Annotated in this window: 8 protein-coding genes; 6 read left to right on the top strand and 2 right to left on the bottom strand. The window is 55.2% G+C overall.

Annotated features, from left to right (window positions below; translation table 11 throughout):
* Positions 1 to 137 precede the first annotated feature (137 nt).
* From JIN84_RS21775 to JIN84_RS21765, 3 genes are read left to right on the top strand one after another with little or no spacing between them, the layout of a single operon-like run.
* On the top strand, positions 138 to 2036 hold the full coding sequence (locus JIN84_RS21775; RefSeq protein WP_200353215.1) for a Rab family GTPase: 1899 nt from the start codon (positions 138 to 140) through the stop codon (positions 2034 to 2036).
* The gene (locus tag JIN84_RS21770; RefSeq protein WP_200353214.1) at positions 2036 to 3343 is read left to right on the top strand and encodes a hypothetical protein; all 1308 of its coding nucleotides are present in this window, start codon (positions 2036 to 2038) and stop codon (positions 3341 to 3343) included. The genes JIN84_RS21775 and JIN84_RS21770 overlap by 1 nt, the downstream gene beginning before the upstream one ends.
* A complete protein-coding gene (locus tag JIN84_RS21765) occupies positions 3340 to 8427 on the top strand; it encodes an FtsK/SpoIIIE domain-containing protein (protein ID WP_200353213.1) in 5088 nt (1695 codons plus the stop codon). Before JIN84_RS21770 ends, JIN84_RS21765 begins: the two co-directional genes overlap by 4 nt.
* A gap of 366 nt (positions 8428 to 8793) precedes the next feature.
* Here the strand turns inward: JIN84_RS21765 and JIN84_RS21760 are convergent, their stop codons facing one another.
* Positions 8794 to 9798, bottom strand: coding sequence for a PD-(D/E)XK nuclease family protein (locus JIN84_RS21760; RefSeq protein WP_200353212.1), 1005 nt, complete (start codon positions 9796 to 9798; stop codon positions 8794 to 8796).
* 855 nt (positions 9799 to 10653) lie between these two features.
* Between JIN84_RS21760 and JIN84_RS21755 the strand changes: the two genes are divergently transcribed.
* The gene (locus JIN84_RS21755; RefSeq protein WP_200353211.1) at positions 10654 to 11115 is read left to right on the top strand and encodes an OB-fold nucleic acid binding domain-containing protein; all 462 of its coding nucleotides are present in this window, start codon (positions 10654 to 10656) and stop codon (positions 11113 to 11115) included.
* Positions 11116 to 11859: 744 nt separating this feature from the next.
* Here JIN84_RS21755 and JIN84_RS21750 read toward each other — a convergent pair.
* A complete protein-coding gene (locus tag JIN84_RS21750; RefSeq protein WP_200353210.1) occupies positions 11860 to 13317 on the bottom strand; it encodes a glycoside hydrolase family 130 protein in 1458 nt (485 codons plus the stop codon).
* A 149-nt stretch (positions 13318 to 13466) separates the two neighbouring features.
* Between JIN84_RS21750 and JIN84_RS21745 the strand changes: the two genes are divergently transcribed.
* Together JIN84_RS21745 and JIN84_RS21740 are read left to right on the top strand one after the other, a co-directional pair.
* Complete coding sequence (locus tag JIN84_RS21745; protein ID WP_200353209.1) at positions 13467 to 14372, top strand: SDR family oxidoreductase; 906 nt, start codon at positions 13467 to 13469, stop codon at positions 14370 to 14372.
* The gene (locus JIN84_RS21740; protein WP_200353208.1) at positions 14369 to 15502 is read left to right on the top strand and encodes a glycoside hydrolase family 130 protein; all 1134 of its coding nucleotides are present in this window, start codon (positions 14369 to 14371) and stop codon (positions 15500 to 15502) included. Before JIN84_RS21745 ends, JIN84_RS21740 begins: the two co-directional genes overlap by 4 nt.
* Position 15503: the final 1 nt, after the last annotated feature.

Genomic DNA, 15503 nt, shown 5'->3' with positions numbered 1-15503 from the left:
ATTATCATCTCGTGGAATCAATCCGTGCAGCACTAATGAACTGAATGTCAGTTAATTAAGTGTCAACGCCGAGAAATCGATGAAGACGATTAATGTTGCAAAGTGCATGCAGCCTGCCAATAACAATTTTCAGCAGCATGCCCGAGTCCGCGCCACCCCAGCTGAAACCAATGATCAACGGCCATGTTGAGCGACTTCACCGCTTCCTGCCGTTTAGCCCGATCATGGAACAGATTTTCGAGGAGTTCACCGATTCCAAGGATTCCATGGATCTTGAGACGGTAGCCTTGGATTACTTGCGGAGGGTTGTTATCCTTCCCCAGGCGAAGCTGATCATACTCACGGGGGACGCGGGGCACGGCAAAACGCACCTGTGCCGTCGACTGTTGGAGGATCACGTTGGGAGAGACAATCGACCTGGCATCAAATCACGAGCGAAAGATTTGATTAATTCCTCATGCGATGGGAGTAAGTCCATCCCGTCCTCTCCGGAAAAGCCCAACCGACGTCCACTGCGGATTTACAAAGACTTCTCCGAACTCTCCGTCACTTTGGCAGCTGACCAGATCGAGGCGGCATTTCGGAATGAGGTCGATGTTACGGTGATTTGCGCGAACGAAGGCAGGTTAAGAGCTATTCTCGAATCGGCTTCTGCCGGAGAGGGGTGCTCAGCGTTACTCGGCGATTTCAACCGGTCATTTGAGGACGGTTTGGCCAGCAGGGATGGAAGGATCCATATTCTCAACCTGAACTACCAGTCCGTAGCGGCGCCATCGGTCAACGAAGGGAGCCTGTTGCAACGTTCCGTCAAGGCGTGGAACGACGGGACCCGATGGAAGGCTTGCGAGCAATGCTCAAGCAAGAGCAGCTGCCCAATTTTCCGAAATCATCAGCTCCTTTCGCATACGAAGGACACACTCGGAGAGAACCGGCAACGCAAACTGGTCGATATCTTCGCCACAGCGGAACGGCTAGGAGTGGTGGTTACGATTCGTGAGATGCTCATGGCTGTCTCCTATTTGCTTACAGGCGGTCTGAAGTGTGAGGATGTCCACCGGATGACAGCGAGAAGCAAGAGCGGTTGGCAGCACCGCTACGCCTTCTACAATTTGGCCTTCGAGCCGCCCAGCAAGAGCGTCGCCCAGAAGCTTTCCAGGATCCCAGTGATCCAGCATCTTTCCAAGCTCGACCCGGGGAGGGTTTCGGAAAGGAGCGTCGACGAGCGTCTGATCAACGAGCACAACATGTTTCGGGCTGGCGAAATTGACATTGTGTTCGCGGGCCGTTTGGCGGGCAAAGATCATCTCGTTGATGCTTCGTCAGGCATCGATGACATCATCGCAAACCCGAGGAACCGGGCGGAACGCGAGGGCGAGGCAGACTTTGTCATCCGAGTGGTGCGCTCGATTAGGCGTCGGTTCTTTTTCGATGAGTGCACCGAAATCCCAGACACCATGCTTCGAATGGGATTCTCAAACGGCGGAGACTTCACCGCCATCTTGTCCGGAAACCTTTCGCCCGCTGTCCTCGCTCCACTGAAAAATCGTGCAATCGCAGGCTTGCACATGATCCAAGGAATCAAGCTCGGACCAAACGAGACGAGACTCATGCTTGTGGACCCGGCATTTGGAAATGCGACGTCCCACGCCGCGATCATCGCGCGTAGGATCCTATCGGGGGCAATCAAACTACTCCCGATGCGGGAAAAGTGGGATTACGCAAACGGCGAAACAGAGTTTGCGATGACGACAGCCGTCGATTGGCTCGACCGGCATATCGTCCTGCGCATTGAAGACAAAGAGCAGCTCCCGGCAGACCTTTCACTGGATCTCATGATGTTCGATTGCCTGATGCGCTCAGCGCGTGGCTATGTGGCCGGTCAGTTCTATGCGCACGACATCCGGAGAATCAGCAACTACCTCGGACGTCTCGCCGAGTCGGGTTCGACCAGCGACGAGGAAATCTCCTTGTTCATGGGAGGGCGGACAAGGTCGATTTCCATTGATGGAGGGGTCATTCAAGTAGGAGCCCATTGATGTCAGAAGATTCACAATCACTCAAAGGTCCGGAAATCTCCAGGCAGGTCTTCGGAGGCGTTTTAACCTACGATGGCGCTGGATACTATCCAGGGCTAGAGCTCCTGAATCTTGTCTACGGCTCCGGTGACGAGCTCTTGCCCAACACCGAAGGCGTCAAAGTCACAAAGGTGTCCCATGATTTTGCGAGAAGATTGGTTTGGGACCCGACGTTCCAAAACCATCCGGAACGTGGAAACGTATTTGTCGATGAAGGTGAGGCTGAGGATACCCTCAGGCGCTTGCTGGAGTGCCTGCAACTGGAGATCCCGAACTCCACCGCAAAACCCAGTTGGTCTCGCGCTCATTTCTTCCCATATACAAAATCGCTGATCCACTGGGACGCTAGGAGCCGCTCGAAGAACAACAGTGAGCATGTAATCATCGAGAGGAAATACCTTCGGGGCGGAGGAGCTCTTGCCTTCAAGGTCCTTCGGTTGGATCCGATCGGACCGAGGCTGGAGCGGATCCGCGCTGGATTTGGCAATTTGTATCCAGCGAAAGCCACCGCTTTGGACCGATTGGCGTCAGTTCTCGCGGAACACGGGAAGCTGGAAACGGATACAAATTCAGACCAGATCGAACTGAAGTCACAAACATTCAATGATCAGCTTGATGAAACCTTCCGCGATGGCGTCGCGCGGATACTTGGACACACCGATCTCCCCGCCGTATCGCGGATTCGGGCCATGATGAACTGGACCGGCTTCTGGTTAATCCTCGCGGAAATGCACCGTTCCGCGAAGAGCATGAAGAAGCCTGTTCCGACAATTTTGTGCGATTGCGGAGGCGCACATGCGCAGCTTCGCAGAACCTCTCAAAGGAGCCTGAAACAAATCTTGGGACTGATCGAGGACGCCGTTCACGATCATGCGAAATCGCTTTCAGCCAGCAACATTCCGAAACGTCATTTCCAGAATATCCGAGGGTTCTTTTGGGCCACCGCCGCCACGATCAAGCTTCTCAACTCGTGGAAGGGGCGGAAGCATTTCACACTCGGATTGGATATCCTCGAAGCTCTTGTGCTCGCTGGCTGCGAATCCGGCTCGGAAGTGCCCTATGACGTCTTCCTCGACGAATGGTTATATGGTCGGTGCGGCATCGTGATCGGCAGGAACGGCGCCGATGCAAGCGACCTTCTCACTACGTTGGACAGCTCCATCTTCGAAGATAATGAAAACGAACTGGCAACGCAGATGACTGCGGCCGGACTGCTCACTCAGTATTCCGATGCCACAAGAATGGTAAGCACAGGAGGACTCAAATGACGGATATCGACCAAGTCATCGGCAGAATAACCTTCGACATTGTCGAGCGTCACCTCAAATCGACGGCAGAAAACGAGCGTCCGTTCTTCCGGATCAAAAACCTGCGAACCACAGAGGCACTGGCGCTCTTGGACGTATGGAATGATATCGCGGGCAAACGGCTCAAAACGATGAAGGTCGTCGTTGCGGCGGATTCCCCTGAGGGCTTTCCCTCGGAATTCCGGGCGGATCCGGAAAAGTCCATCACCTACTACCGTGATACTAACGAACTTGGCCTTATCTACATAGAAACCAAAGTCGAGAGCGACGCACAGGGGCTGAAGAACATCTTCTCCCTGAGCGATGCGAACTTCCTAGACGGTGAGTTCGACGAGGAAGACTACGTTGTGGCGGAGCGTATGGTGGAACTCGCGTGGCAAGTTGCAGGCGGTCAGGGCGATTTTCCACTACTGCTGGGGAAACGGATCTGCGAGGTCCTCAAGTCACTCCACCCCGACCAGATTTCCATTTCCGCGCGACGCTTTATCTCATTCGCTCTCGCGGTATTGCGTGAACGCCAAGCGACTATTGGAGTGTTCTCGCCGGAGGAAACAGACCGACTAGTCGGTCGTCATCTTCCTGCGCTGAACCTGTTTCCCGACGAACATTGGCGAGGGAATTCTAACCCGAGTCCGACCAGAATGGCACGGAGGCTTGGCCAGAATGCGTTGCATGCCGAACTGGCCAGCAGCCGTAGTTCGGACCTTGATACCGATAAACTGATCGAACAAATCGAGAGAACCACGTTTCGTCCTTTTAATGATGGCGATTTCTCCGCATCCGAGAACGACTTGTGGAGGTCGAAGTGCACACGTTATTGTTGCGCACCGGACCACGAAAACCGGGTTGAGATCGAATACCATATCTTTGAACAGCTCTTTGGCAAAGATGTCAAAGGCTTACCGCTCGGTGACCGCATTCGTGGGGAGATTGACAGTCACGCACCTGAGCGAGGGCGCGAATATGATGATCTGTCCATTTCCGGCGGGCTTAGTCGGCGCTCCCAAGAAGAAGCCCAACGTTTCCTTGAAGCTGAACCCGACGAGACTCGTGAACTTCGGCCGCTTCGAGACCTGCTCTCGAAGCAAACGCTCCGAATGGTTGAGAAACTTGCCAATCCAAATCCGGAAAGATTTTCCAACCCGCTGATCAAGTTTGCAGAGATCGCCGCATCTCTTCGCACCCGCATCAGCAATAAGACCGACGATCTTAGACTCCGAATCCGACCGATCATCCAAGACGGGGGTAAGAACCCCATGCTCGGACTTTTTGCATTCCTCTATGGCGAGACACTTAGGGAAGTCGCGTGTTCATCGGAGGATGATGCCAACAGTATCACGCTGATTATCGATGAGAGGCTTCTCGACAGCACCCCGCCCCCGCCGCTGATCACGAATGATGATGTGCAAGATGAAGAATCTGGCCCAAGGGAACCCGAATGGAACGCCCTTCCGTTCGAATTCTCTCTCGAGTCGGTAACCAATAACAAGGTGCTTGAAATCGAATCCGGCTACGAATGGGAACCTGAGTCAAAAGAGCGAGTCATCCTGCTTTGGCTGGGCCTCGTTGCGAAGGATACTCCCGCAGCCGACAAGCAGCTGCGATTGCCTGACGACAGTTCGCTGGACGATTGGATCTCCAATGTGGTTGATCGCTCCATTCGCTTCGACTCGGCTGCCTCGGACACTCCTGAACCTCCAACAAGCGGCTCAGTCTTAGATCGAATTTTCCAATGTAGGACCGCATTCATGGAGAAGGCCGCCGTCGACGGGATCTCGGTAACGTTAATCGATAACTATTTTGACACTTGGAGTTCTCTTCTCATGGAAGCAAGGGAGACCCATATTCCCGACGGCAAACGCGATTCCGATCTCATTTCCCTTCAGCATCAGGATTGTGTTGATATAGAGGGTGGCGGGTCGATCCTCATGCTCCCGAGCCACCCTTTCAGGCTGCGGTGGTTCAGCCGCTACTTGGAGAAATCCGCCGAGGTTCTGACCCGATCACTCGTCGGAGATCTTCCGCTGAACCGTCAGAACAACCAAAAATATCTCCAATGGATTGCTGACCTGTCCCCACAACAGCAACCTGCGGTGCATTGCAATCGCGCGGGAGAAATCGTTTTTGCAACCGGCGCTCTCGGGATGTCCGAGGAGTTCTCGCCGCTGGAGGAAGGTCGTGTCTCTGCAGAGACTGGAGCACTGGAACCCACGTGCACAGCTGAAATCGCGGCACAGGTTCATGCATACATCGAGGCCCATCCCTACAAGAAGGATGGTCTTTCCATTCTTGTCGTCCTTCCATCGGGTGCGAAGTTACCTGGCGAACTGGTCCAACAAATCAGGAAAGGGTCCGGCGCAAATGTCGTCATTGATGTGACCGTGATGGCTCCTAGAGAGCTTTGGGATTTAGTGAGTCAAACGATCGAGCAAGTTCCAACCGACAACCGGCTTAGCAATGGCCACCGCCTCTTCCCGTCAATCGGCCTTGGCTTCATCCACTTGGATCCCTCGCGGAGTCCGGAGGAACTTTTCGAAGGTGTGGTGTGCGACATCGCGATTGTCCCGAAGTTCCTTCAAGACCAGGTCGATATTCAGCAGAATACCGAACCCCCAAACGCAATCAATGGCTGCTTCGATCCATTGCTCGACAGTCCTACACATGTGTATGGAGGCCGCAACGGAGGAGCTATTTCGGTCTCTATGCGGCCGTCACAAACAGATCCCGCCCTGAACGCGTGGTCAACCATCGTGGTGCGTCAGCATCGCGCCCGTCCAGTTGCTCCGGCTCAACCTGAGAACCAGGATTTCGTCGAAATGAAGATCAACTTCGAGCGGATGGCTCGAATTTTCGCCGAAGTGCACAAGATCTCCCATTGGGTGGTCACCTTGGAGAAATACATTTCCAGGGAGCAAATCGAAAATCTCGAGCCGCGCCCCGACATCCTGACCGTCCGGGAGAACGTTGGATCCAGCGGACTCTATACCCTCATAGTCTCCTCGCAACAAGGGCGGCAGTTCGTGATCAAGCGACTCAAAAGCAAATTGGGCAGAATCGTCGAGGGCGCCGCAGAGGGTTCAACAGACGGAAAACATCTCGAGTCTTTGGCAGCGAGAATTTACGACGAGACACGACTCATTGCACCGCGGCTCGCGCTCAAAGCGATGGGTATTTCCCGTGTGACCGAAGAGATTGTCGGCCTCACCATCGCAAGGCACATCGCCGGAGCACATTTCCCTTCGGAGCCGGCGAATGGCGTGGTGGTATGGATCTCACTGGACGACCACCCAGACTGGTTCCAAGGCTCGATCGCAATCCGAGCCGACCTGTTGCGGCTGACTCTTCGGCAGGAAGGGGCCGAGTTGTTCGTGGATGTCCTTGCGGTGGAAGGAAAACTCCGGCAAGCTTACGACCCGCACGGAGAGGATCAAGTCCTCGCGACCTTGGACCTCATTCAAGACGCGCTTTCCAAGCCAGAGGACGAAACTCAACCCTTGGACGCCGAATTCTGGCGGGAGCAGCTCGCTTCCGCGATGGAAGCCGTCGCTCCTGAAGCCCGGACGCTTTATGGAGCGACAAGCTCAACCATCGACGGGGAGCGCATAAAACTTCCAGGTGAAATGAGGGATCGGTTCCGCAGAGGGATCTTCAAAACCGGGGTGGTGCAAGGGCTCTATTCTCTGTGCAGGCACGATATCGACGGAAGCGTCGTCATCGAACCAAGAGGGGATTCTCGGCTGTCCGTCGTGCGGTCCTTCAGGAATGATGTAGTCCGCTTGGTTGAAAGAACTCCCGCCGAATTGTTCCCTGCCAGTTTGCTGCCTGAGTCCCCCGAAATTGGAGGAATAGAGACCTTAGCCAACTCTGGCGGACAGCCTCAGCCGGATGTTCCGGCACCGATGGGCGGCGGTTCTGTTAGGCAAATCGTCAAGACAACCGACGAGCAAGAGCAATCCGTTGTAGGCAAGGGGAAACTCGACGCTAAAACGCTGGAATCTCGCTACCAAAGGATGCTCGACACATTCGGAACATTTAATGTGGACGTCCGCCCACCTAGCGATGCGCCCCGCTTCGAGGAAGGCCCGGCTTCGGTGCTCTATCGCCTGAAGCCAGGCCTCGGGGTGGATCCGAGCAAATTGAATGCTAGGGCCGACGCCATGAAGTTGGCTCTGGAACTTGAGGAGTCACAAAGTATCAGGTTTAGCAATCATCTCGGCTACTGCCTGTTGGACGTGCCTAAGCGAGATGAAGATCGATACTTCATCTCCGCTGGGCAAATCTGGAAGGACTGGCGACGGCCGGAGGGAAGCCTTGAGGCTCTGCTTGGCGTCGACCGCATCGGAAATCCGATTGGCATTAACTTTTCGTCATCGGATTCGCCGCACTTGCTTATCGGTGGAACTACGGGCAGTGGCAAATCCGAGGCTCTCAATACGATTCTCTGTGGGTTGGTGGGCCACTACACTCCGGACGAACTCCGCCTCGCTCTAATCGACCCAAAGTCGACTGAGTTATTCCACTTTGAGAACGCCCCGCATTTGGACGGAGAGATTGGTTATGAAGACTCCGAAGCGATTGCGATGCTGACGGAAGCGGTCGAAAATATGCAAGCCCGCTACCGGTGTTTTAGGGATCGTCGGGTGCGCAGCATCACGGAATACAACGCGATGGTGCCGGCCGAGAAGCGGATGCCGTGGAAGCTGATTGTTCTCGACGAATACGCGGACCTGACGTCTGAAAAGCAAGCCAAAGAAGAAATCGAGGCCCATCTACGACGTCTGGCGCAAAAGGCGAGAGCTGCTGGGATCCATGTAATCATAGCAACCCAGAACCCGAAGGCGGAAGTCATCAGCACGAACCTTCGATCCAACCTTCCTGCGCAGCTCGCCTTGCGTGTCCGCAGCGGCATCGAGAGTCAAGTCATCATGGGAGAAGCCGGAGCTGAGGCGCTTACGGGTAAAGGGGATGCTTTTTTGAAAGCTGGCAGCTCTGTAATCCGCCTCCAAGTGGCGATTGCCAAAGAATGTCTGTTCCTCACCAAATGATTCCTAGGACGTATTTGGAAACTTCTCAAGAGCGCAGCCAGTCCAAGTTTGAGGACAAAAATTGACGTTGAATAAAACCTTTGCGAGCTTGTTGTAACGTGTCACCACCCCGCGCTGCCGCTTGATGCGTTGGAAGAAATTCTTCACGTGATGCCGTTTGCTATAGTAGTTGCGGTGGAGCCTTTTACTTGGTGCCATCACGCTGGGGGATGCAACTCCGGCGTCGGGATTTGAGATCGGAAGAGCCGTTACGGTTTAGTTCGATTTCCACTAACGCCGCCTTGGATCCTTCGGGCGTTTCTCTCCGGCCTGAACCTGGCTGCCGAGTTGGTAGGCTGCGGGGTGATTTTCATAGGAGCGAGGCAATTAATTCGCGTTCGCTGGAACCGGCTGCGCGCTGGCGAGCACTCCCACAAGCCAAGACTGATAGGCGTTCAACCGGGTGACAAGGCTGTCAAAATCCAATAGGTCATCGTCCTTCCCTAGCCAAACTTCCCGAGGTACGACCGCCACCGTCATGTAGGTGCCATTTCCGAATCGTCCGGGCCGCTGAAGACCCGATTCCGGAGTGGAGGAGTTCATCAATAGGCGGTGGAAGCGATCCCGGACCTCGCGGCGGTCGTCGTAAACTTCGCCAACTTTGAAGCAGAGGTTTCCCTGCTCGATCTGCATGTATGGGCAATAGCCTTCGAAGTCATACCAATTCAGAACGGCGTTCCAGAACCCGCCTGATGGATTCGGAACATAGCCCCAGTTCACGAGGCCGCGCGTCTGCTCGATTCGCTGATAAAGGCCTTTCCAGTCTTCTGCCGTCCAGGTGCCGATCTTATTGTCGATGAATCGCGCTTCGCGGCTCTCTATCTGACGCAGGCGGTCCCGGAAATCATTGTAGATGTCACTGGTCACTTCGTGAGCATTTAAAAGATCGAGGAATTCAAGACGGCTGAACACCGCGAAGCCCTGCTCAGTCACTCGCTTCAGGTTTGAGGCTGAGTCGCTCTGCGTCTTGAGATAGACACAGATCAATTCGCAGCGGTGCTCCTTGCACCAGTCCACGCCGGTTTTCCGATACCGGGCGAGTTGGTCCGAATGCTGCCCTGATCCAATCTTATCTTCGATGACAATCAGGTGGGAGTCGTTGACCTCGGCCCAGATGTCAATGTTAGACCATTGCCTTCCAGCCTTTACTCGGGTGAGTTGTGTAGGAGCGGTTCCCTGTAACCAGATCAATCGGTTCACAAACGCCACGGCGACGGCATTGAGCCCCGGATTCTCGGACAAGTTTTCCGGAGCAGCCCATTGAAGCAGCCATGCGATAAACGCGTCTTGACTGAGTTCGTTGGTAGCCAGTGAGAAGAGGTTTGGTTTCAAATCGGATAGGGTTGCGACGCGTGCGAACATAGCCGCATCTTTATAATCTACCAGCCAAGCTTCGTGTCACTGACTAGAATCGATGATGAGGTCCGCCGCCTCGTCGCGTGCCGCCGTATCGGTTAAGGCTGCCTCCGTGGACAATGAACTTCTCCTCATGCCGTGCTCTAACGAAATTTGCAACTCGCGAAGAGTTAATAACATATCCGCCACGGAGTAGAAATCAATCCGACTGCATCACGGATCGGGGCTCGGAACGGCGCATCACGCCGGGCTGACTTCTCCTTCTTGAGCGGCCTAGGAGTCAAACGTCCGAACCCCGTCATGGAGGCAAGACTCGGCAAATCCCCTCCTCAATTTCTCTACACTTAGACAGGTAGTAAGTTTGGCGGGGCAGGGGTATAAACGCGGGAAGGTTTGATTCCTGTGCCGCCGGAACTGCCTGAAAACCCACCGATTTTCCCGCAAGTGCGACTTTGGGAAAGTCTTTCCGAACCGCCGAACATCCTCACTTGAATCGAATCCCGCCAAACCACGCATCAACCCGTGGAGCTATTGCCATAAGATAAATCCCGCCCATCGACGGAAGCCAGTCCGTCCATCTCTGACTGCTAAAATGAAACGAATATCCCGGAATATCCCCCCACGAGGCTTCGCCCTCATCGTCACTTTGACCATGATGATCCTGCTGACGGTCACCGCAGTAGGATTGCTGTCGCTTTCCAGCATCTCGCTCAGGTCGACAGGGCAGGGGGATGCGATGGCCATCGCCCGTGCCAATGCGAAACTGGCGTTGATGCTGGCGATCGGTGATCTACAGAAGGCGGCCGGACCGGACAAGGCGATCACGGCATCATGCCTCCGATGGAAATGGCGGAACGCCTCTCCGCCGACTTCGCCACGCAGGGAGCCTCCATCGGGCCCCACCCCATGCGGCTGTGGAGGGAACGGATGGGTACACGGCAATACCAACGGGCGAAGGATCTGACCAACCTTCCCTCCGGCTTCCCCATCCGGGTGGCGGGCATGGTGATCTGCCGCCAGCGGCCCGGCACGGCGAAAGGGCACTGCTTCATCTCGCTGGAGGACGAGACGGGAATCGCGAACCTCTTCGTGAAGAAAGAGACGTTCCACGCCTTCCGGCTCGTGATCACCAGCGAGTCCTTCCTCTGCGCGGAAGGCAGGCTCCAGCGGTCCGAAGGGGATCAGCCGACGGTGTATGTGACCGGCATCACGCCCTTGGAAGGCATGACCGGAGACATGCTGCCACATCCCATGACTTCCATTGAAGTGGACCGGAAAAGGAGACTCGAATGATGTGTACTAACAGAGTCTCAATGGGTGACATCAGTCGCCATTTCAATGAAACGATCATCCCCCGCATGTCTCCCTTGTCATGATCTGCCGGCGGGTTTTGCGGGTGTGGCCGGGGAGCGGCACCGAGGGTTTATATATCGTTTTTCAAAGAGTTCTTCCCAGCAAAAGAACTATTGACCTGGAGCCAATCCGCGCCTCCATTACAGTTATGAGTATCCGTGAAACATTCGAAGAATGCGCGGTGGGCGAAGGAGTGAAAGCGTCTTCCGTGGCAGTATTTGGCTCACCCTATCCGATTGACCTATGGGACATTCAAAAGGTGTCCCTCAATGAGGGAGAAGAGTTTGTCTGGGTGAGAAAGAAATGAAGTCATGAGCCCTGAGTGGTATAGCATTTTGTAACTGCAATAGCGCTTTGAGTCCATTGCGTCGATTGCTATTCGTCCGGCGAATCTAAGGGCTACAAGCTGTCCGTCCATGGATTATCCATGGGCGGACAGCTGATTTATTCTTGTGCCTGATTCAGCCAATGCTCCGAAGCTGTGGCTCGCGCTCCCATCGGCGGCTTTTTCTTGCTGTTGCAATGTAGGCTCCCAAGGTTTTGCGATCCTTGATGGGCAGGACGCCGTCGTCAGCCACGACAGAAGCGGCATCGAGCAATGGTTGTGCGGACGGGGCATGGCCGATCACCTTCAGGTGACCAAACGCGAGTTGGACAAAATCGCAAAAAGCCTCCGTGATCGGATCACGAATTCATGGCTGCCAGTAACTCCTTGAGATCGATGCTGGCGAAGGCGGTATATTTGTCACTCATCGCGTATGGCAGGATAACCGTTTTGCCGTGCAGGAGTGAACCGCAGCTGTAGACGACATTGGGGACATATCCCTCGCGTTCAACTCCCACAGGCGAGATCAGAGGTTCACGGAGGCGGCCGATCACCTTTGTCGGATCCTCAAGGTCCAACAGGGCGGCTCCGATACAGTATTTCCTCATCGGACCCACGCCGTGAGTGATGACCAGCCAGCCTTCGGGGGTTTCTATCGGTGATCCGCAGTTGCCGATTTTAATCGATTCCCAAACTTCCGCAGGTCTCATCAATATTTCGGGATCACTCCAGAAATGGAGGTTGTCCGAAAACATGATCAGCAGATTCTCGTCATCTTGTCGGGAAAGCATGGCATACCGCCCTCCGACCTTGCGGGGAAACAAGGCCATGCCCTTGTTTTGTACCGCGTTGCCGTTGAGCGTGAGTACACGGAACCGCGAAAAGTCGGCCGTCTCGATCAGCTGCGGCAGGATGGCCTTGCCGTTATATGCGGTGTAGGTCGCGTAGTACATGGCTGGCCGACCTTCTTCGGTGAACCTGACGAATCGCGCGTCCTCAATACCGTTGCTCTCGTTGGCGGAAACCGGGAAGATGATGCGTTCGTTGATGCCCAGCTTCGGAGAAAATTGGAGTTCGTAATTGGAGTCGGCGAGCCAGCGGATACAGTCGAGAGTCCGGTTGTATTCGTGACTGAAAGGATGGTCCGCATGTGCCACCGCCTGGAGACTCTGGTCCAGTTCTCCGCGACTGAACTCGTCGGCCAGTCCTGACATGACAGAGTCGGCGCATTCATTTTGAAAGCCCATTTCCTGAAATTTCAAAATGAATGTCTGCTTCCGATAGGTCGGGTTCATGACCACTCCGGGCATCGCCACATATCTTGAGATCGGATCCATCGAAATGTCCCCATCCGCCCCGATCACACCCGAGCGGAACTCGATCGATGAAATGTGGCCCTCACCAGTCGCGCGCAAGCTCATGACGAAACGAAGAGCCCCTTCTGGCAGGTCCGTTTGATCCGGGTGAGGCACTATCGACGGATTGAACAGTGCCGCGGATTCGAGCGCGTATTCGCCGGAAAACGTGGCTCCCAGGAAGAGGCGGCGATTGAGCGTGAGTTCGACATCGGGCGCCAGGTAGGGCTGGATTTTGTCAAAGTGATACAGCAGGAGGGACTCAATGTCATAGTGCCTCAATTCGAACTCGTGCCGCACCGCCTGGAGTTGTTTGGCGATCGACTCCTCGTCCAGATCCAGGGTCCGGCGGAGGATCGCCTGGAGTTTTTCCGTATCGGCGGGGATGAACGGGCGGATGATGACCCTTTCGCTTTCTGGCTGGAGTGTGATGCTGTGGCGGTGGACCTTGACTGTGCTCATGGGCTTCCGTGTCTGTTGGTTAAGTTCGTGTCAGGGGCGATGATGCGACCTGGGATTCCGCGAATCTATATCCAGCTGGAAATTTCGCCAACGGATTCTGCCGCAAGGAGTCTGTTGCGGACTGCAATGGAATATTGCATTTCGCTCGCTTGTTCCGTCCGGTGGGAAGGCTGTGCAAATCTCGTCCAAAGATTGTTCCACTTGGGACCCACCAGCTTTTTGAGGCCCTAGTGGTTCCCATCCAGTTTGGCATGAAGCCAGCAAAGGGCAGCGTCGACTTCATGCAACTTTCCTTCAGTTCCAACCCCGCCGATGCGCCCGATCTCCTCAGCCTCACACCGATGGAAGGAAAACGAGTGTTGATCACAGGTGGTACTACTGGCGTGGGGCGGGCGACTGCTAGACTTCTGGCCGAGGCAGGTTGCAGGGTTTTCATTTGTGGAAGAGATCGGACGGATTTACGCGATGCGATCGCCTGTTCGGAGGAAGGACGGATCGGGGGAATCGATACGGATGTGGGTTCCACCGAGGGAATCGAGCGGCTGTTCAAGGCTGCGGACGAATGGCTGGGAGGGCTGGATTTCGCGATTCTGAATGCTGGCGTCGCCTCACACGGCGCACTGGCTTCGATGAGCCATGCGGAATGCCGCGACGTCATCTCCGTGAATCTCATTTCCTACATCGAGTGCTCGCTTGAGGCCATCCGGAGGATGACCGGCAATGGCGGGCACATCGTGATGACGGGCTCGATGAGCGCCCATGTCTTCGACGAGAACGCGGCGGTATATACGGCAGCCAAGGCGGGAATCCGGGGCTTCGCGAATTCGCTACGGAAAGAGGCCAATCCGCTGCGTATCCGCGTGAGCCTGATCGAGCCTGGAACGATCAGTTCCGCAATGGTGGATGAGACCGCTGAACAGCAAAAGGAGATGATCGCCCAGCTGAGAATGATGCCACCCGAAGATGTGGCCCGTGCGATTCATTACATGCTGAGCCAGCCCCCCACCTGTGACATCATCTCTCTCCAACTCCGGCCTCATCTCCAGCTGATATGAGCACTGTGTACGAAAATGACCGGATCATCTTCGCTCCCGGTGACGTCGACCTGCGGCTCTCGCCGCTGCGTGGTTCTCTTCTCGAGGCGACGTTCGTCCTCGGGGCGTTCAATCCCGGCCTGACCGTCCTCCCGTCAGGGAATCTTTTGATGATGGTCCGTATCGCGGAAGCTCTGGCTCACCCCATCAAGGAAAATAATGTGCGAGCCCTGCGGTGGGACGAGGATCTCGGCTACGTGACGGATGAATACCCGTTGGAAAGTGTTGATGCCTCCGATCCGAGAAAATTTCATTTTCTCGAAGGTCCTTCAAAGGTCATGGCGCTGACCTCCCTTTCCTGGCTACTGCCCGTGGAACTGTCCAGCGGGGGAGAGCGGATCGAGCGGGTTCACTATGACAAGGTCATCCAGCCTCAAGCCGGGTTTCAGGAATACGGGATTGAGGATCCGCGGATCTCGCGCGTGGACGGCACCTATTACATGACCACCTGCTCGGTCAGCGCTGAGAGGCACTCGACGGTCCTCTACACCTCAATCGACGGAATCAACTACTCGATGAGAGGAATCATCTTGGATCACCAGAACAAGGATATGGTGATCTTTGAAGGGAAATCCGCCGGTAAATTCCACGCGCTGACCCGACCGATGGGCGAGCTGTATTTCGCCTATCCCTCCAGGAGTCCCCATGCTCCAGGCCCGTCGATCAACCTCGCATCCTCTCCCGACGCCCTCCATTGGAAGCCTGCGGACAAGCCATTCATTCGCCCCAGGAAACTCTCGGCTTCTGCTGTCAAGGTGGGCGGGGGCACGCCCCCGATCTTGACCGACAGGGGATGGCTGATGGTGTATCACGGGGTGGAAGAAGGGGGGACGGTAGGAATCTACCGGACATTCTGGGCGTTGCTGGATCCAGAGGATCCCTCGGTTCTTCTGGAGGTTCATGATGACGCTCCGTTGCTCGAAAGCCGTTCGGAGCTCACTTCCGACATACCCAATCCCTACCTTACAGACGTGGTTTTCTCCACGGGCATCGTGGAACTGGAGCACGAGTATCTGATCGCCTCCGGAGAGAATGACCTGGCCTGCAGGCTGACGCGCATTCCAAAATCCACCTTCAAACCCACGAAATGAC

The organism is Luteolibacter yonseiensis (genome assembly GCF_016595465.1).
Classification (GTDB): Bacteria; Verrucomicrobiota; Verrucomicrobiia; order Verrucomicrobiales; family Akkermansiaceae; genus Luteolibacter; species Luteolibacter yonseiensis.
Note: the sequence above shows the minus strand (reverse complement) of the source record. Positions and strands in the feature narration are given on the sequence as shown.